The 18,293-nt window shown below is 40.1% G+C and carries 11 protein-coding genes; 6 read left to right on the top strand and 5 right to left on the bottom strand.

Annotated elements, in window-relative coordinates; all coding sequences use genetic code 11:
* Positions 1-2: 2 nt before the first annotated feature.
* On the bottom strand, positions 3-740 hold the full coding sequence (gene msuE, locus ACG59Z_RS07880) for an FMN reductase (protein ID WP_031955587.1): 738 nt from the start codon (positions 738-740) through the stop codon (positions 3-5).
* 375 nt (positions 741-1,115) lie between these two features.
* Between msuE and ACG59Z_RS07875 the strand changes: the two genes are divergently transcribed.
* Positions 1,116-1,766 carry a response regulator transcription factor gene (locus ACG59Z_RS07875; protein ID WP_031955588.1) on the top strand — a complete coding sequence of 217 codons (651 nt, stop codon included), beginning with the start codon at positions 1,116-1,118 and terminating at the stop codon, positions 1,764-1,766.
* A gap of 45 nt (positions 1,767-1,811) precedes the next feature.
* On the opposite strand, the gene ACG59Z_RS07870 is transcribed toward ACG59Z_RS07875, so the two are convergent.
* Positions 1,812-2,579 carry a hypothetical protein gene (locus tag ACG59Z_RS07870; RefSeq protein WP_209045261.1) on the bottom strand — a complete coding sequence of 256 codons (768 nt, stop codon included), beginning with the start codon at positions 2,577-2,579 and terminating at the stop codon, positions 1,812-1,814.
* Between the two features lie 377 nt (positions 2,580-2,956).
* Positions 2,957-6,454: a PAS domain-containing hybrid sensor histidine kinase/response regulator gene (locus ACG59Z_RS07865; protein WP_031955591.1), complete on the bottom strand. Its 3,498-nt coding sequence runs from the start codon at positions 6,452-6,454 to the stop codon at positions 2,957-2,959.
* A gap of 183 nt (positions 6,455-6,637) precedes the next feature.
* Between ACG59Z_RS07865 and ACG59Z_RS07860 the strand changes: the two genes are divergently transcribed.
* The 4 genes from ACG59Z_RS07860 (at position 6,638) to ACG59Z_RS07845 (ending at position 11,681) form a co-directional block, all read left to right on the top strand.
* The gene (locus ACG59Z_RS07860; protein ID WP_000372818.1) at positions 6,638-6,970 is read left to right on the top strand and encodes a DUF485 domain-containing protein; all 333 of its coding nucleotides are present in this window, start codon (positions 6,638-6,640) and stop codon (positions 6,968-6,970) included.
* A 1-nt stretch (position 6,971) separates the two neighbouring features.
* The gene (locus tag ACG59Z_RS07855) at positions 6,972-8,687 is read left to right on the top strand and encodes a cation acetate symporter (RefSeq protein ID WP_311087242.1); all 1,716 of its coding nucleotides are present in this window, start codon (positions 6,972-6,974) and stop codon (positions 8,685-8,687) included.
* Positions 8,688-8,856: 169 nt separating this feature from the next.
* Positions 8,857-9,549 (top strand): ion channel, encoded by a 693-nt coding sequence (locus tag ACG59Z_RS07850; RefSeq protein ID WP_311069932.1) that lies wholly within the window; start codon positions 8,857-8,859, stop codon positions 9,547-9,549.
* 164 nt (positions 9,550-9,713) lie between these two features.
* Complete coding sequence (locus ACG59Z_RS07845) at positions 9,714-11,681, top strand: BCCT family transporter (protein WP_400198777.1); 1,968 nt, start codon at positions 9,714-9,716, stop codon at positions 11,679-11,681.
* 58 nt (positions 11,682-11,739) lie between these two features.
* Here ACG59Z_RS07845 and omp33-36 read toward each other — a convergent pair whose 3' ends face one another.
* Complete coding sequence (gene omp33-36 / locus ACG59Z_RS07840) at positions 11,740-12,642, bottom strand: porin Omp33-36 (RefSeq protein WP_002054064.1); 903 nt, start codon at positions 12,640-12,642, stop codon at positions 11,740-11,742.
* A 992-nt stretch (positions 12,643-13,634) separates the two neighbouring features.
* On the opposite strand from omp33-36, the gene ACG59Z_RS07835 reads away from it, so the two are divergent.
* Complete coding sequence (locus ACG59Z_RS07835) at positions 13,635-15,341, top strand: GGDEF domain-containing protein (protein ID WP_400198806.1); 1,707 nt, start codon at positions 13,635-13,637, stop codon at positions 15,339-15,341.
* 33 nt (positions 15,342-15,374) lie between these two features.
* On the opposite strand, the gene uvrA is transcribed toward ACG59Z_RS07835, so the two are convergent.
* On the bottom strand, positions 15,375-18,209 hold the full coding sequence (gene uvrA, locus ACG59Z_RS07830; protein ID WP_400198776.1) for an excinuclease ABC subunit UvrA: 2,835 nt from the start codon (positions 18,207-18,209) through the stop codon (positions 15,375-15,377).
* Positions 18,210-18,293: the final 84 nt, after the last annotated feature.

Raw genomic sequence — 18,293 nt, 5'->3', positions numbered from 1 at the left:
GCTTAGGCAACATGCGTTAATGATTTGCCAGACTTGTGATGCAAACGAGACTCTGCTGCATCAAGATTTGGTACAGCCGCTGAAGGTAATACTTCTTCTTGTTCAATTTGCTTGTTAATACCTAGCTCTTGATTCGCTTGCTGGGTCTTAGATTTGATCACCTCGGCACGTTTACCTTTTGCTGGCGCCCATTCTAAAATTGGCAACGCACGCGCTACTGCTAGTGTAATACGGTCAGCTAATTGCTCACTTTTCACCGTGTATTCAGGGGTAAAGTCACGATCTGTCGCGTATACGCCAATTGGTAAAGTTTGCGCTTGGAAGAAGCTAAACAATGGGCGGAGTTGGTGCTCGAGTACGAGCGCATGACGATCACTACCGCCTGATGCAGCTAAAAGTACAGGCACATCGACCAATGCCGTTTGTTCAACAAAATCGAAAAAGTGTTTGAAAAGACCTGTAAAAGAGGCGCGGTAAACAGGAGTACCCACAATGAGAGCATCTGCTGCTTCAACTGCTGCAAGGTCATCTTGTACACGCTGTGGAAGTTGGTTGCGATAAAATGCACCGCCTAATAATGGTCCGATTTCACTTAATTTAATAAAGTGAACTTTAATATCAATTGCTTCAGATAATTCATCAAGAATGGCCTGAACCAGACTTTCGGTTTTAGATGGGGTATTTAAGCCACCAGAAACGGCAACAATATTTAAAGGTTTTGATGATGCGATACCAGTCATGATTTGGTTCCTAAGCCTAAAAAACAACATTGGACTTATTAATCAACAATGACGGCAAACTGTAAAATAACGAAATTGGTCAACCTTATCAGTTTTAAATATAAAACCTAAATAGTTGATTTTTATACTTTGTAATTTATTTAAGTTGCTGTTTTTATTTCATATAATTATAGGTGATATATTTTTTATAATAAAAAGTAAGCTTATATAAAAAACAGATTAATTTTGATTAAAAGGTAAAAACATCTGAAAATTGAGGCTAAGTTCAGAATTTATCAACATTTTGCATAAAAATGGATAACATGAGCATATCTTTCATCTAAATAGTAGGGTTACAATAGGCCATACTTATGCTCAAGATTACTTTAATCGCTTATGAATATTTTAATCGTTGATGATCATCCTTTGTTTCGTCATGCTTTAATTCAAGCAGTACGTTATAGCCTGCCACAGGCACAAATTCATGAAACAGCTTCGGTTGATGAGTTTTATGAGCGTTTGGAAAATGGGGCAGAACCTGATCTGGTATTACTCGATTTAAATTTACCGGGTGCTTCAGGCTTTTCGGCTCTGGTCTATGTAAGAGCACAATATCCAGCTATTCCTATTATTGTTGTTTCTGCACACGAAGAAGCTTCAATTATTCAACGTGCGATTGCACATGGTGCAATGGGTTATATTCCTAAATCGGCTCATCCAAGTCATATTGGTGAAGCGATTCGTCAAGTTTTAGATGGCGAAATCTGGTTACCACCAAACCTACCATCAAATATTAATCTTGACCCGAGAGCAGCAGATGAAACAGCTTTGGCTGAACGTATTCAGTCTTTAACGCCTCAGCAATTTCGTGTTTTGATGATGGTTGCTGAAGGCTTGTTAAATAAACAAATCGCTTATGAGCTCGATGTTTCAGAAGCCACTATTAAAGCCCATGTAACTGCTATTTTTAGAAAATTAGGTGTGCAAAATCGTACTCAGGCTGTATTGGCAATTAGTGCATTAAATATTGAAGATAAGAAAATCTAAAAATAAAAAAAGACCTCAATTGAGGTCTTTTTTTATATGTTCCACTTAGGCAAGGCAATCTTGCTTTGGTGTTAGGCTGTCGCAGTACAGTGGGTTAAGCGCACATTGCAAATCATCAATTTGTTCTTGGGTCACATAGCCTTTGCTTTTTAAATATTCAGCTACCCGGTCATCACGTAAGCTTAAGAAAGCTGCATCATAAACACCTAAATCAACGAACAGAGCAGCAGTTTCCAGACTATTGAATCGATCAAGGAAAATGTCATTGCCATACATTAAGAAGATATGGTCAAGTTTTGCTTTTTCATCTACATGCAAACGTTCAGCAAGTTGATGTGGAGGTGTCTTAATAAAGAGCAAGTCAGAAAGCTCATCAAACTGAGTCATATCTAACTGGTTTTCTCCAAGTTTGACATGACCAAGCCAAGCCTTGAAAACCAGAACAGCACCGCCACGGAGAAGCATGCTCCAGATTTGATGGCGTGTGTCGTGATCAAGATTTTCACTCTCAGCAGTAAGGACTTTTAAGAAGTTTTCTTCTTGTTGCGCTAACTTGTCGAATAAGCCCAAGCCTTGTGGATGATAAGCAGCAGGTGCAAATACATCAAAATTTAGATCGTGAAATACATTAAGCGCGAGAGGTACAGCACACTGATAAATTGTGTTAAGTGCTTTGATATGTGCTTCGCTTAGTTTGCTATGTGGAAAAATACTCTGCCAATCTAATTCTGGAAGTAAGGCATTGGCACTGTATTGGCGATAAAATTGTTGAGACGAAAGTTGCCCTTGCGGGTTGTTATCAGAAATATTCATGGCAGTGGTCCTTTGCGTTAATTCATGAGCAGGGGGCGATAAGGCAAAATAAATTTTCAGACAAATAAAATGCGTTTTGAATATTTATGTGTCATGCAGAAAGCAAGTAGAATACGACTAAAGTCGTATATGGTGGTTTTTAGTAAATAAATAATTATAAAAACAATGGTTTATTAAATTGTAACTAGGTGTACACGTGTTCACTTACAAAAAAGGTGGGCTTTGCCATAGAAAAAGAGTCTTTGGAAATTTTGGTCAATACTTTATTAGGTAAAAGTAGACTTTTTGAGCAGTTCTGCCTATTGGCTTAAATTTAGCCAAACATTTTTGCCAAGAATCGCTCCCAAACCTATGAAAGGTTGAGGAGCGAAAAAAGATTAGTCTGCTGTGCTGGCAATTTTAAGCCCAGATAACCAAGCTCTTAATGAGGCAGGTTTAAGTGGTTTTTTAAGTAAAACAATATTCAGCTCTTTGAGTTGCTGTGGTAATTCTGGGTGAGAATCTGCTGTAATTAAAGCCACTGGAACATCTTCTTGACGATTTTGATTAATAAAATCAACGCCTAGCTGATTGTTATTCAAGTGTTGGTCAATGAGCCAAACCTGAATATTTTCTTTTTGAATAATTTCTAAAGCCTGCTCAGGTTCGGTAGCTTTGAACACCTGATAACCCCATCGACCTAATAAACTACTCATACCCTCTAAAATAGTTTCATCGTTGTCTAAGCATAAAATACGGTAAGCTTTAGTTTTTAAAGGCACTGCTTGTACAGTCGGAGTTGCAACTTTTGGTGGCTCCACAATAGGCACCTCAATCATAAAGCATGAGCCTTTGCCCAACTCTGAGTACACATGAACTGGGTAATTTAGCAAACCTGTCATACGTTGGACGATGGCGAGCCCTAATCCTAAACCTTGTTCACCCCAAGGTGACAAATGTCCACAACGTTCAAATTCTTGGAAAAGCTTAATTCGTTGTTCTTCAGCAATACCTGGTCCGGTATCCCAAACGCCAATTCGAATATGATTCGGCTGTTGTGCGGAACGGAGTACACCAACCACCACTCGACCTTTGGCGGTATAGCGTAAAGCATTGCTGACAAAGTTTTGAATAATACGACGAATCCACTGTGGATCGGTATCAATCCAGAACGATACATCATGAACTTTTAGTGAAATGTTCCGCTGTGCAGCGATCGACTTAAACTGTAGTTCGAGATCGCTTAATAAATCGTGTAGAGGATAAGGCTGTCTTTTCGGTTGGATACTGCCCCCTTCTAAACGAGCGATATCGAGTAGGGCAGACAGCATACTTTCGGCACCATAGAGTGCTCGGTCAAGTTGTTGTAAGGTTTGACGGTCTTCTTCTGTCGAAATACTTTGCTCAAGAACAGTACTAAACAGACGAGCCGCATGCATAGGTTGCAATAAGTCGTGACTTGCCGCTGCAATAAATCGACTTTTTGACATATTGGCCATATCAGCTTGTTCACGTGCAAGCTGTTGTTCTGTTAAGGCATCGGCAAGCTGCTGGGTTCGATCTTTTACACGAGCTTCTAGGACTGCTTCGTTCGCACGGAAAGCGGTAATATCAGCAAATGTCGTCACAAAGCCTCCACCTGAAATAGGATTGCCTCGCATTTGAATCACACGGCCATCTTTACGGATACGTTCAAACTCGTGGGCACTTCCGACTTTCATCCAGTGAAGACGTTTGCGTACATGCTCTTCGACTGAACCGGGGCCACATTCGCCGCGTTCAGCGTTATAACGAATCAGGTCGGCAATTGGGCAGCCGACATAAACAAGGTCTTTTGGATAACCAAATAGTTTTAAATATTGGTTGTTCCACGCGACCAGACACATATTTTTATCAACCACACTTACTCCTTGGGTCATGTGGTCAATCATGGTCATAAGTAGGTTCTGATTAAAACGTTGCCATTGTGAGGCTTGGTCTAAAATATTAGCGACTTGTCCTAAAGCGAGACCGTTATTAATCATTGCTGTAGTCAGCAATGTACGTGCAGAAGCGGCACCGATAATACCTGCCAGATATTGCTCGGTAAAACGCCACCACATGCCATTGGCAATACTATTCGGGTTAAGGGTGAGGTGGTTTTGCTCACAAAAGTTTTCGAACGCTTGTGTAGTGGGTTGCTCACCCGTAATTCTTTTGGCTAAGGCAAATAAATCACCCACTTTTAAGCGAGCTGCATCATGGGGGAGGTAGGTTAAATCGGTAGATGTATGCGGTGAAGGTAGAGGCTTGGTTTCATAATAAAAAAAGCTTTCTGCCTGAATTTGTTCGGCCACACTTGGACGGTAAAGCTTAGAAATCCAGATATATAAAAGAATATTTAAACCAAGTGACCAAATCACGCCATGAGTTAAAGGTGCAAATGACTCAAAACCAAATAGAGACTCTGGACGTAAGGCGTTAATGCCAAAAGGACCAAAAAGCAAAATACTTTGAGCAGCATCCTGATAGGCTTCAGGCAAGCTACGTAAAATCGTTGGAAATAGTAAAGTATAACTCCACATTAAAAATCCAATGATGAGTCCTGCATAAACACCTTGGCGGCTTCCACCTCGCCAATACAACCCCCCAATCAGTGCAGGTGCAAATTGAGCTACCGCACTAAACGCTAATAATCCAAATACTGAAAGTTGGTTAATGTCATTAAAGAAATGGAAGAATAAAAAGCCAAGCAGCATCACCGCAACAATACTGATACGACGGCTAAATTTAAGAACTTTAGGTAAATGTTTGTCGTGACGTGACAGCAACTTAAAACGCCACAAGGCTGGCATAATTAGGTCGTTACTGAGCATGATAGACAAAGCAACTGATGACACCAGTAACATACCTGTTGATGCAGAGAACCCGCCTAAAAAGGCCAGTAAGGCGAGCCACTCTTGGTTATAACTTAAAGGCAAGGACAGTACAGCCACATCGGGCACAGTCAGGAACTTTGGTGCGGCATGTAAAGCCCAACTTGCGATTGGAATAATCGCAAGAATAGTTAAAATGAGATAAACCGCGAACCACTTACGAGCACCGCGAATATGTTTTTCATCGCGTAGTTCAACCACTGCCACGTGGAACTGACGTGGTAAACAAATAATGGCTAAGCCTGCCAGTAAGGTTTGAATCCAGAAAGTTTCGGGTACACCAAAGAGTTGTACTTCTTGAAAAGTCTGATTTACATCAGAGGTCATTTGGCTGAGGTTAGCTGGCGATTCAAAAATAAAAAATAAAGCCACACAAAGTAGAGCAAATAACTTCACGAACGACTCAAATGCAACTGCTAGCATGAGTCCGCCGTGTTGTTCCGTGTTTGCAATTTGCCGTGTACCAAAAATCATGGCCAAAATTGCGAGTACACTGGTGAGCAATAACACGCTGTTAGTCGTCGTATGAATATGCGAGCTTTGCTCCATAATGACAGAGGTACTTAAAGCAATCGCACGGAGCTGTAAGGCGAGATAGGGAATAATCGCAATAACGGCAAGAATAGTCACTAATGAGGCGAGTACACCACTTTTACCATAGCGTGCTGCGACAAAGTCAGCGATCGAGGAAATCGCATGATGCTGGCGAACTCGACCTAAACGCCGCCAGATATCATAACCAAACCAGACAAATAAAAGTGGACCTAAATAAATAGGTAAAAAGATAACGCCTTCACGTACGGCAGCGCCGGTTGCACCATAAAATGTCCATGAAGAACAGTAGACACCTAAAGTTAAACTAAATAAAAACATGCGGCCACGTGTGCCGAGACGACTGGCATGCTTCTCACCAAAAAAAGCACAGACAAATAAAAGCGCAATATAAAGAGTGAGAACCCCAATAATCAGCCAGCTGTTCATATGACCTACATAAGTGAAACCTTGTGTCTATCATAACCTATGCCGAAACAAAGCTATAAATTGATTAAATTTTAACGACCAAAGTCTAAGTTACGACTAAGCTGGAATCTTGCTAACTTTAATTATGAAAAAATACATTAAAAAAAAGTGACCAAGGTTGGGCACTAGGTAAGGAGTTTGGTTATGGATCAGAGCCAAGTAGAACAGATTCTACGCAATCCAAAGTTTCAAAAAATGGTCAAGAAAAAAAGTGCATTAAGCTGGACGCTCACCATCATCATGTTAGTGCTGTATGTGGGCTTTATGCTACTTGTGGGCTACAACAAAGAATTTTTGATGAGTTCCTTTAGTGGTGGTGTAACGACATGGGGTATCCCGCTTGGTTTAGGAATTATTGTTTTATCTTTCCTACTCTGTGGTGTCTATTCCTATATCGCAAATAATACCCTTGACCAGTTGAGTGAAGAAGCGCTGAAGGAAGTTGAAGCCATCACGCACGAGAAAGGATTACACTAATATGAAATGGAACTCATTAAAAGCGAAAGCCCTATTGGGTGCAGCATCGCTATATTCAACAGTTGCTATGGCAAGCCCAGATTTAGGTGAAGCAGAGCAACAAGCAACCAACTGGCATGCCATTATCATGTTTGTCATCTTTGTTGGTTTCACACTGTTCATTACTAAATGGGCTGCAAAGCAAACCCAATCTGCACAAGATTTCTATACTGCGGGTGGTGGAATCAGCGGTTTCCAAAACGGTTTGGCAATTGCGGGTGACTATATGTCAGCGGCGTCATTCCTTGGTATTTCCGCAATGGTATTTAGCTCAGGTTTTGATGGCTTGCTCTATTCACTCGGATTCATGGTAGGTTGGCCAATCGTTTTATTCTTGGTAGCAGAGCGTTTACGTAACCTCGGTAAATATAACCTTTCCGATGTCGTGTCATTCCGCCTTGAAGAAAAACCGGTTCGTACTCTAGCTGCTTTTAGCTCGCTTGTTGTTGTCGCGTTTTACTTGATTGCGCAAATGGTGGGTGCAGGTCAGCTCATTAAATTGCTATTTGGTTTGAACTACAACATCGCTGTAGTCATCGTTGGTCTATTAATGATGGCCTATGTAATTTTTGGTGGCATGTTGGCAACCACATGGGTACAAATCATTAAAGCGGTGATGTTACTGAGCGGTGCAACCTTCATGGCATTCATGGTAATGAAAGCGGTTGGTTTTAGCTTCAGCAACATGTTTACCCAATCTATTGAAGTGTTTAGTAAAGTTCATAACGTAAGCTTTGAAGATGCTTCAAAAATTATGGGGCCAGGTAAACTTGCTGCAAATCCAATTGATGCTTTATCTCTTGGTTTAGCGCTTATGTTTGGTACCGCAGGTCTTCCACATATTCTTATGCGTTTCTTCACTGTAAAAGATGCAAAAGAAGCACGTAAGTCGGTTGTGGTAGCAACAGGTTTCATTGGTTACTTCTACCTTTTAACTTTCATTATTGGTTTTGGTGCGATCTTGTTCGTATCAAACAACCCGCAATTCCTTGATGTTGCAAAAATGGCAGTGTCAGGCAAGCTTGAGCTGGTTGGTGGTAACAACATGGCGGCTGTGCATCTAAGTGACGCTTTAGGTGGTGACTTGTTCATGGGCTTCATTTCAGCAGTAGCGTTCGCAACGATTCTTGCTGTTGTTGCTGGTTTAACACTTTCAGGTGCATCTGCAATTTCGCACGACTTATACGCTAACGTATTTAAGAAAGGTCAAACAACTCCAGCTTCTGAACTTCGTATGTCAAAAATCGCGACACTTGGTTTAGCAGTTTTTGCCATGATTTTGGGTATTTTGTTTGAAAAACAAAACGTAGCATTCATGGTAGGTTTGGCATTCTCTGTAGCATGTTGTGCAAACTTCCCGGTACTTGTTCTTTCAATGTTCTGGAAAGGTTTGACTACACGTGGTGCAGTTATCGGTGGTGTGGTTGGCTTGGTAACAGCGGTTGTACTGATCATCTTGTCTAAAGCAGTGTGGGTTGATACGTTAAAAATCTCTGATACACCAATCAATCCATTTAACGGTCCTGCATTATTTGCGATGCCATTGTCGTTCCTTTGCTGCTGGTTCTTCTCAGTGACTGACAACTCAGCACGTGCGAAAAAAGAACGCGCTTCTTTCGATGCACAATATGTACGTTCAATGACAGGTATTGGGGCTTCTGGCGCATCGGATCACTAATCAAAATATATTGAACATCTCATAAAAAGCCCTACGGGGCTTTTTTTGTTTCTCTTGTATGGCTTACTCAAAAGAAGCTCCTTAATAAAGAACAACTTGTTTATCCTATTTTTTGTACAGTATGATTTTCTATAATTCAAAACATAAAGAAAAAATGGAAAATAATTAAATGCGATCTATCATCGAGTTTTGGGCAGGCTTTCGATTGTTGCCTTCGGCATGGTTGCTGTTTGTGCAGTTCATTTTACTTATTCTTGCCATGCTGACTTTTGATAATGAGGCGTATAGAACCTTCACTTGGGCATTAGGAGTTCTCGCTTTACTCATTATTGCTAAGGTTATTCGTCAGACCCCCATGTTCACTTTTCTGGGCCTCACATTTGTAAGTGGGGCAATTGTATCTTCAGTTTTTATTTTATTAGGCTACAGCAATTTAACGATCCAGATTTTTGCCCATAGTTGTGAAGCGTTAGCTTATTTCTCGGCAGCTTATGGTTTATTTCGTTATATGTTTGCCGACCGATATCTAACACGGGATGAATTGTTTGCAGCAGCAGCTGTTTTTACCCTAATCGCTTGGGGTTTTGCATTTTTATACAACATTTGTCAGCTATTAATTCCCAATAGCTTTCAAAATCCAAACCATGTCCATCACATACAAACTTGGCTAGATTTACTGTTTTTAAGCTTTAGTTTGCAGTCAGCAACAGGGCTGTCTGACCTCATGCCTCTTAGCCCACCAGCACGTGTTCTAGCGATGTTACAAATGTTTTGTGGCGTTATGTACTTGGCATTAATTGTTACACGTTTAATCGCTTTACAGTACATCTCACACGCACCTAAAAAGAATTCTGATAAATAAAGAAGGAGGTGTTGAGTTTATTTACACCTTTGTAACTGCAATATTATTTAAGTTTACTTAAAGTATTATCGGCTTTCTCTATTGAAAGATATAACTTTGTTCATTCCTGAATGTCTTTATTGGCTTTAAGCCTGTCATTTTCATTAAAATAATATGGAGGATTTATGCCTTCCAAACAATCGAGTTGGTTCGCAAATGTTAATCCCAATGTCTTTTTGGGTACGGTCATCATTATTGCTTTATTCCTAGCAGTTGTTGTGATCGCTCCGAGTTCTTTTGAACTTCTCACGCAGCAGTTAAAACAGTGGATCACTGATTCATTTAGCTGGTTTTATGTTTTATCGGTTGCTTTCTTTCTTATCCTACTGATTTATATTGCCTGTTCTTCGATAGGTCGGATTAAATTAGGCCCTGACCATAGCCAGCCCGAATACAGTAACGGTTCATGGTTTGCCATGCTGTTTACTGCCGGTATGGGTATTGGCTTAATGTTCTTTGGCGTTGCTGAACCTGTCATGCACTATGTCAACCCACCAAGCGGTGAGCCACAGACCATTGATGCAGCACAACAAGCTCTACGTGTGACCTTTTTCCATTGGGGCTTACATGCATGGGCAATTTATGCTGTGGTCGGTTTAGCATTAGCTTATTTTGCTTATCGTCATAATTTGCCTCTAAAGACCCGTTCAGCTCTTTATCCACTCATTGGTAAAAAGATTTATGGGCCATGGGGCGACAGCATCGATATATTTGCGACCATTGGTACGGTATTTGGTGTAGCGACTTCTCTCGGATTTGGTGTCACCCAGATTAACTCTGGTTTACATTACTTATTTGGTGTCGAGCAAAGTACCAATATCCAAGTTTTGCTCATTATTTTTGTGAGCATTTTAGCTTCATTATCTGTGTTCTTAGGCCTAGATAAAGGGGTCAAACGCTTATCAGAACTAAATCTAGTTTTAGCTTTAATATTATTAGTATTTGTCTTCATTGCTGGCCCTAGTATTTATTTACTTCAAACCACTATTCAAAACACTGGGCAATATATATCTAACCTTTTTACCATGACATTCAATTTATATGCTTATCAGCCAAATGGATGGATTGGGGGATGGACTATTTTATATTGGGCTTGGTGGATTTCATGGTCACCATTTGTGGGCATGTTTATCGCGAGGGTTTCACGTGGTCGTACCATTCGAGAGTTTATTGTAGGCGTTCTTCTTATTCCAACAGGCTTTACCATTATCTGGATGGGCTTTTTAGGAAATGCTGCGTTATTTAGCATTATTCATGAACATCAAACCACTCTCATTCAGGCTGTTCAGCAAGACTCATCAGTTGCACTGTTTGAATTCTTAGGGCACCTGCCATGGTCAGGTGTCATGAATATTCTGGCTACTATTTTAGTGGTTTTATTCTTCGTGACCTCTGCTGACTCAGGGGCACTCGTTACTGACTACTTAACTGCAAAAACTGAAAATTCACCTACTTGGCAACGCCTGTTCTGGACAGTGCTTATGGCGGTGCTGGCTATTATTTTACTCTTGGTGGGTGGCCTTGCCGCGCTTCAGTCTTCAATCATTATGAGTGCATTGCCATTTACTGTAGTCATGCTGCTGATGAGCTGGGGACTTATAAAAGCTTTACATCTCGATGTCACGAAAATGCAAGCAATTCAGGAAGCTCGCATTACTCCACGTGCTATTCATAACCCTAGAAGTTGGCAACAACGTCTTGGCTTAATTATGCACTATCCTCATAGCGAAGAAGAGGTTAAGCAATATATTGAAAAGCAGGTTTCACGTGCTTTTGAAAATATTCAGCATGAGTTTAAACGCCGTCATCTTGAGGTTTCAATTAGTGAAGTTGAGGACGGTATGCAACTTCGAGTCGATCATCACCATGAAATTAATTTTATTTATAAAGTTGTTTCACGTGAAACAGTGCCACCAAGTTTTTTAATTGGGCGTACTGAAGCCGAAGATGGTCAATATTTCCAAGCTGAGGTGTTTTTGAGAGAGGGTGGACAAAACTATGATGTAATGGACTGGACGCAGGAAGATTTGATCCAAGATATTATTGATCAGTACGAACGTCACTTACATTTCTTAAATATCGTACGTAGTTAAAAGCCATAAAAAAAGGACTCAATTGAGTCCTTTTTTTTAATTCAATTTCTAAATTAAATTAGAAACGGAATTTAGCATTTAAGCCGATAGTTTGTGTGTCGTAGCTAGACTTTTTAACGTCAGCTTTCATGTAAGACGCACCAACTGCAAGAGCAGGAGTGATGAAGTAGTTTACGTTACCACCCCAAGCTTGGCGGAATTCACCAAGGTCATTACCTTTGATGTTAGCTACGCCGTCGTTACCGATGAATGCAGCACCAACGCTTAACTTAGGAGTTAAGTAAAGGTCAGTTTTTAAACCGTATTGGTTTTCTTGACCGAAAGCACCAGCAGCTTCAAAACCGATTGCCATGTTAGTTCCGTCGATTGGACCTACATATTTAGCACGTGCTGTAACAGCATCTTGATCGTTTTGGATAGCAGCAGTTTGGTTAACAGCAGAGTAGATACCGTTGCCCATGATACCGAAGTTATCTAAAGCAAATTGGTTAGCTACGCTTGTGTAACCAACAGCCATCAAGAAGTTAGGTAACAACATTGCACCAACTTCTAAAGCATAACGGTCGCCTTGGTCATCACGAGAAATCGCGTTTTTACCGTCAACGTCAGTGTGGTTATAAGTAGCGCTAGCGTATACAGGAAGGTAAGGAGTTGGAACGTATGCCTCACCTTTAACGCCGTATGTACCTACACGGTAGTTTAAACCGTTGTTTTGGTCATATTGTTGATAGCTATAACCTAAAGACACGCTAGAAGCTTGGTTTAAGAAAGCTGCTTCAGCTAAAGGACCCTTAGCTGTATCAACATTTTTCAAATAGAATGTACCAGCAACGTCACCAGTGTAGTTTTTATCGTTTGCAGTTGTGTCAACATATTCAGATTGACCTTGAACTTCAAATTGATAAGCATGAGCACCGGTCATGGCTAATAATACAGCAGTGGCTAAACCAAGTTTTTTCATAATCATTTCCAGCATTAACAAGAGATAAAGCTGGGGTCATTGTATTGTAACAATTTATGAAGTCAATAATAGATGAAACGTAATGTTAAGGAAATTTGACACTTATGTTAAAAATGGTTAAAAAACCACCAATTAAAGTATTTTATGTCAACCTGCTAAAAAAATGAACATTAACAAGCAGCTAAACCTTAAGTTTCCTAAGGATTTGACAATAAATAGTTTAAAAATAATTACATTCGCAATTGGAAAAAATGATCTTATTAATCGGATTTAACGTTAGTAAAATTGTCGATCTGATTAATAAATAGTCTCTCAAACATTATTTTTGTTTCAATTTTTATATATTTTGAGTAATAGTTAACATTATTTTGATAAGTTTATCTAAATAATCTATCTATTTTGAATTATTATATAATTGAATAAGGCAAAAAAAATACGTTTTTAAATCAAAAAAAACGATTAAAAAATTAATTCTGATCAATTTAATCAACTTTACAAAATTAGAGATAAGTCACACAATTCAATTGCAAAGTTCACTATCTAACATTTTTATAGTTAGCAGTGCTTTCCCAGATACGATGTGTTATCACATCAGACTTTACGAGCTCAGCTTTCCCCAAGGTTGAGCTTTTTTTTATCTATAAGAAAACATTAACATTTGTTAAAAAAATTACATGAAATTTCTTCTTTTTAGTTTGTATAAAAAGAACCCAGCTTAGCGCTGGGTTTCGGATGCTGGGAGTTGCATCCAAGAGGAAAAAGAATCTTTTTATAGGATTGCGAAATTTACTTCAGCTGTAAAATGGAGTTTTGCTATAGCCATCATTTGCTCTTTCGATCAGATTTTTATGAAATACCAACAATGAATGCGTATATTGCGTTATTCAAACTTTGTTGCTGAACTTCTGCTCATTAAAGTGCTAGGATGCGAGTTAATTACTTCATTCTATAGTAGTGATGATGGTAGGACATTTACGGAGTACCAGCTAGAAATGTCAGGATTACGTTCAGAACATATCAGTAATCGACTATTTTTCTTCATGTTGGTCATTATTCTGTCCTTACTGTTTATGGCTGTGCCTCTTATTGTCAGCAGTTATCAAGAGTATTTAAAAACTAAACAAGCTTTGGTCGAAATCAAAAGCTTAAAATCGATTGCTGAAGTTGCAAATAAGGTATCTAAAGAACGTGCACCGGCAAATAAATTAATGTCGAGTAACGCTGCCGACTTTTTAAAAAATCAGAAGAAGCTAAAAGAATATCGACTTACTGTCGATCAGCAAATTAATGAAACTATTCGTATTTTAAAGGAAGAAGGCTACTCTGATTTAGCAAATACTTTAGATACTAAATTTAGAGATGATTTGAAGCAGGCGCGGGCTGTCGTCGACTATTATGCTGCAACACCTGAACAAGCACGAACCTCTATGCAATTCGATCATGCAATTTTGGGGATGTTCGGTGCTTGGGATAGTTGCCGAGAAATTTTGCAAAAGCTCATGTTGCAGTTAAAAAGTAAAGATAGCCAAATTAATAATTATTTTACTTTGATTGTTGTATTAACCGATATGCGTGATCAAGCTGGTCGCACCGCATCTAATGTTATTGCACCAGTGACGTTTAAAGAAACTATACCCAATGATAATCGGGCGCGTTCTTTACAGACTCAACAGCAAGCTCGGTACTTATGGGCACTTGTAGATACGTTACAGTCTGAGCAGGCCAAGACCCCAGAATATCATCGCCTTTATGCGAGAGTTAAAACTGAATTTTTAGATAAAGGCGTGCCTATTGTCGGTCAACTTTTAGAAGAAAGCCAAAAGCATGAGGCTTATCATTTAAATGGAACTGAACTGACAGACCAAATTGTTGATAAATTTACAACAGTCATTGATTTACAAAACTTTCTACTTAATAAAAGTGTCTTTATTGCTTCTCAAGAAAATTATTTGGCAAAAAAGAAATTCTTTCTGACTTTACTCATTTCTAGCATATCGTTAGCGGCTGCTTTACTTACCTTAATTTATGCAAAGAGAAGGGTATTTGAGCCTCTTATTCAGGCTCGTACCTTAATTCTTGATTTGTCTCATAGCAAAGATTATCCGGTAGATGAGTTGAACCCTAAAAAGGGTGAGTTTATTTCACTGTTTGAAGCGATTGACCGTTTACAAAGAATGCTTAAGCAGCGAGATGCTTTCGAATTCCAACTTAAAAATATTGCAAATACAGACCCTTTAACAGGTGTATCCAATCGTTTGGCTTTATCTGAATATTTAAAAATTGTAGAGAGCTACCCCCAAAAATTTTCACAAACTTGTTTAATGATTATTGATATAGATCGCTTTAAAGATGTGAATGATCAATATGGTCATATTGTCGGTGATCAAGTGATTAAACGTATTGCAGATCAATTAAAAGTGAATGTGCGCGCTTCGGATTTAATCGTTCGTTATGGTGGCGATGAGTTCTTAATCTTGTTAGAGCAGATACCATTTTTAGATGCACGTCTCTTGGCCGAAAAAATTCGTATTGCGATTTCTTTAGAAGAAGTCGATTTATCTAATACACATGAAAAATTGCATGTATCGGTCAGTATTGGTTTTGCGATTGGAGCAGCAAGCTGGATGGAACTGTTAGAAAAAGCAGACCGTTCACTTTTAAAAGCTAAAGCTCGGGGACGAAATGTAGTTGAGGGATAAAAAAAGCCGGAAAATGATTTCCGGTTTTTTGTTTTATTGTTTCAACATTGGTTTTAAGAAACGTCCCGTATGGGAAATCTCGACCTCAGCGACTTGTTCAGGTGTACCTTCGGCAATGATCATACCACCACCCGAACCACCTTCAGGGCCTAAGTCCACAACCCAGTCCGCTGTTTTAATGACATCAAGGTTATGTTCAATCACCACAATGGTATTACCCTTGTTGCGTAGTTCATGCAAAATATCGAGCAACTTAGCAATATCGTGGAAATGTAGACCTGTTGTAGGTTCATCCAAGATATATAAGGTTTTACCCGTATCTCGTTTTGCTAACTCACGTGCCAGTTTTACACGTTGCGCTTCACCACCAGAGAGTGTAGTCGCAGCCTGACCTAAACGAATATAGCCTAAGCCGACCTGAGTTAAGGTTTCTAAGCGGCGGTGAATGACTGGAATTGCACTAAAGAACTCGGCAGCATCTTCAACCGTCATTTCTAAAACGTCAGAAATGTTTTTGCCCTTATAACCCACTTCAAGCGTTTCACGGTTATAACGTTTGCCATGACATGCATCGCAAGGTACATACATGTCTGGTAAGAAGTGCATTGCGACTTTAATCATACCGTCGCCTTCGCAGGCTTCACAGCGTCCACCTTTCACGTTAAACGAGAAACGGCCTGCACTATAACCACGAGCTTTCGCTTCTGGCGTTTGAGCAAATAACTCACGGATTGGTGTAAATAGCCCTGTGTACGTTGCAGGGTTAGAACGTGGCGTACGTCCAATCGGGCTTTGGTCAATATCAACGACTTTATCTAGATGTTGTAGACCATCAATTGAGTCGAACTTTTCAGCCGTTAAAGTCGTTGCACCGTTGAGCTGTGTTGCAGCCAATGGAAGTAAAGTACGGTTGATTAGTGTTGATTTACCCGAACCTGAAACACCAGTCACACAGGTCATAATGCCAAGTGGAATGGTTAAATCGACATTTTTTAAGTTATGGCCTGCTGCACCTGAAAGTTTGATGACTTCATCTGGACGTGGCGATTCAGTACGTTTTTTTGGCACTTCAATTTTGAGTTTGCCAGAAAGGTATTGTCCTGTGAGTGAGTCGGCATGTTCAGCCAATTCATCATAAGTTCCTTCAGCAATAATCACGCCGCCATGTACACCCGCACCTGGACCAATATCAATAATATGGTCAGCCGCACGAATGGCATCTTCGTCGTGTTCAACGACTAATACCGTATTACCTAAATCACGTAAGCGAATGAGGGTTTGTAATAAACGATCGTTATCGCGTTGATGTAGGCCAATTGATGGTTCATCGAGTACATACATGACGCCCATCAAACCTGCACCAATTTGTGAGGCTAAACGGATACGTTGTGCTTCACCACCAGAGAGCGTTTCGGCAGAACGAGCTAAACTTAAATAGTTCAGACCAACACTCACCAAGAAGTGTAGACGCTCACGGATTTCTTTAAAGATTTTATCTGCGATTTCGCCTTTAGCACCTTCAAGGTTTAAATCTTGATAGTAGCTTTCCGCATCGCCAATCGACATGCGGGTAATGTCGGCAATTGTTTTATCTTTTACACGAACATGACGTGAAATTTCATTTAGACGTGAACCACCGCATGCATCACACGCTGCATTAGATAAATACTGAGCTAAATCATCACGTACATAGTTACTTTCAGTTTCACGGTAACGGCGTTCAAGGTGAGGTAAAATTCCTTCAAACGGTTGTACGCGAGTATGTTTACGGCCACGCTCATCGATATAGCTTAAATCGATTTTTTCTTTGCCAGTACCTTGTAAGAATTTCTTTTGTGTATCTTTATCTAACTGGTTCCAAGGCGTATCAAGTTGAAAACCAAAATGGTCGGCAACTTTTTGTAGCATTGAATAATAATAAGGACGCTGGCGATCCCATCCACGAATAGCACCTTCGCTAATTGCCAACTCAGGATTTGGAATGAGCTTTTCAGAGCTAAAGTGGCTACGGGTACCTAAACCATCACAAACAGGGCAGGCACCGAACGGGTTGTTAAATGAAAACAAACGTGGCTCAAGCTCTGCGACTGCGCGATCACATTCAGGGCACGAGTGTTTTGCAGAAAAAACGCGATCTGGGTGTTCGCCATTCATCCATGATAAAACAGCAATATCGCCACCTAAACGTAGTGCGGTTTCAAATGATTCCGCAATACGGTTACCTAAGTCATCACGTACTTTGAAGCGGTCAACAACGACTTCAATGGTATGCTTTTTCTTTTTGTCGAGTTCTGGTGGCGTATCAATATCAATGATTTCACCATCAACACGGGCACGAACAAAACCTTGACCTTGTAGTTGTTCGAACAGGTTACTGTATTCACCCTTACGCTCACGTACCACTGGAGCAAGCAACATGAGTGCTGTGCCTTCCTCAAGGTTTTTTACCGCATCGACCATTTCAGAAACGGTTTGCGCAACCATCGGCAAGTCGTGTTCAGGGCAGTAGGGCGTGCCGACACGTGCATAAAGCAAACGTAAATAGTCATAAATTTCGGTAATCGTACCCACCGTTGAACGTGGGTTATGACTGGTAGATTTTTGTTCAATGGCAATCGCTGGTGACAAACCTTCAATCGAGTCGACTTCAGGCTTTTCCATTTGCGATAAAAACTGGCGGGCATACGCTGAAAGCGATTCGACGTAACGGCGTTGTCCTTCGGCGTACAAGGTATCAAAGGCAAGAGAAGATTTTCCTGAACCTGATAGCCCCGTAATCACCACAAATTTGTCGCGTGGAATATCGAGTGACACATTTTTTAAGTTATGGGTACGTGCGCCTCGAATACGGATATGACTTTGGCTCATAAAACATCTCAATTATGTATTGATGAAAATTTAGGTGTTGTTTGATTAGTCACAGGGAGATATGGCTATTTATAAACAACAGAC

Origin of the sequence: Acinetobacter sp. ABJ_C1_1 (assembly GCF_044684115.1) — a bacterium.
Classification (GTDB): Bacteria; Pseudomonadota; Gammaproteobacteria; order Pseudomonadales; family Moraxellaceae; genus Acinetobacter; species Acinetobacter nosocomialis_A.
The sequence above is the reverse complement of the archived record's forward strand: the minus strand, read 5'-3'. Positions and strand labels throughout refer to the sequence as shown.

Bases quoted from the DNA above. Each gene is read 5' to 3' on its own strand.
- uvrA (WP_400198776.1), bottom strand. From the start codon at position 18,209: ATGAGCCAAAGTCATATCCGTATTCGAGGCGCACGTACCCATAACTTA.
- ACG59Z_RS07835 (WP_400198806.1), top strand. From the start codon at position 13,635: ATGTCAGGATTACGTTCAGAACATATCAGTAATCGACTATTTTTCTTC.
- omp33-36 (WP_002054064.1), bottom strand. From the start codon at position 12,642: ATGAAAAAACTTGGTTTAGCCACTGCTGTATTATTAGCCATGACCGGT.
- ACG59Z_RS07870 (WP_209045261.1), bottom strand. From the start codon at position 2,579: ATGAATATTTCTGATAACAACCCGCAAGGGCAACTTTCGTCTCAACAA.
- ACG59Z_RS07865 (WP_031955591.1), bottom strand. From the start codon at position 6,454: ATGAACAGCTGGCTGATTATTGGGGTTCTCACTCTTTATATTGCGCTT.
- ACG59Z_RS07850 (WP_311069932.1), top strand. From the start codon at position 8,857: ATGCGATCTATCATCGAGTTTTGGGCAGGCTTTCGATTGTTGCCTTCG.
- ACG59Z_RS07845 (WP_400198777.1), top strand. From the start codon at position 9,714: ATGCCTTCCAAACAATCGAGTTGGTTCGCAAATGTTAATCCCAATGTC.
- msuE (WP_031955587.1), bottom strand. From the start codon at position 740: ATGACTGGTATCGCATCATCAAAACCTTTAAATATTGTTGCCGTTTCT.
- ACG59Z_RS07855 (WP_311087242.1), top strand. From the start codon at position 6,972: ATGAAATGGAACTCATTAAAAGCGAAAGCCCTATTGGGTGCAGCATCG.
- ACG59Z_RS07860 (WP_000372818.1), top strand. From the start codon at position 6,638: ATGGATCAGAGCCAAGTAGAACAGATTCTACGCAATCCAAAGTTTCAA.
- ACG59Z_RS07875 (WP_031955588.1), top strand. From the start codon at position 1,116: ATGAATATTTTAATCGTTGATGATCATCCTTTGTTTCGTCATGCTTTA.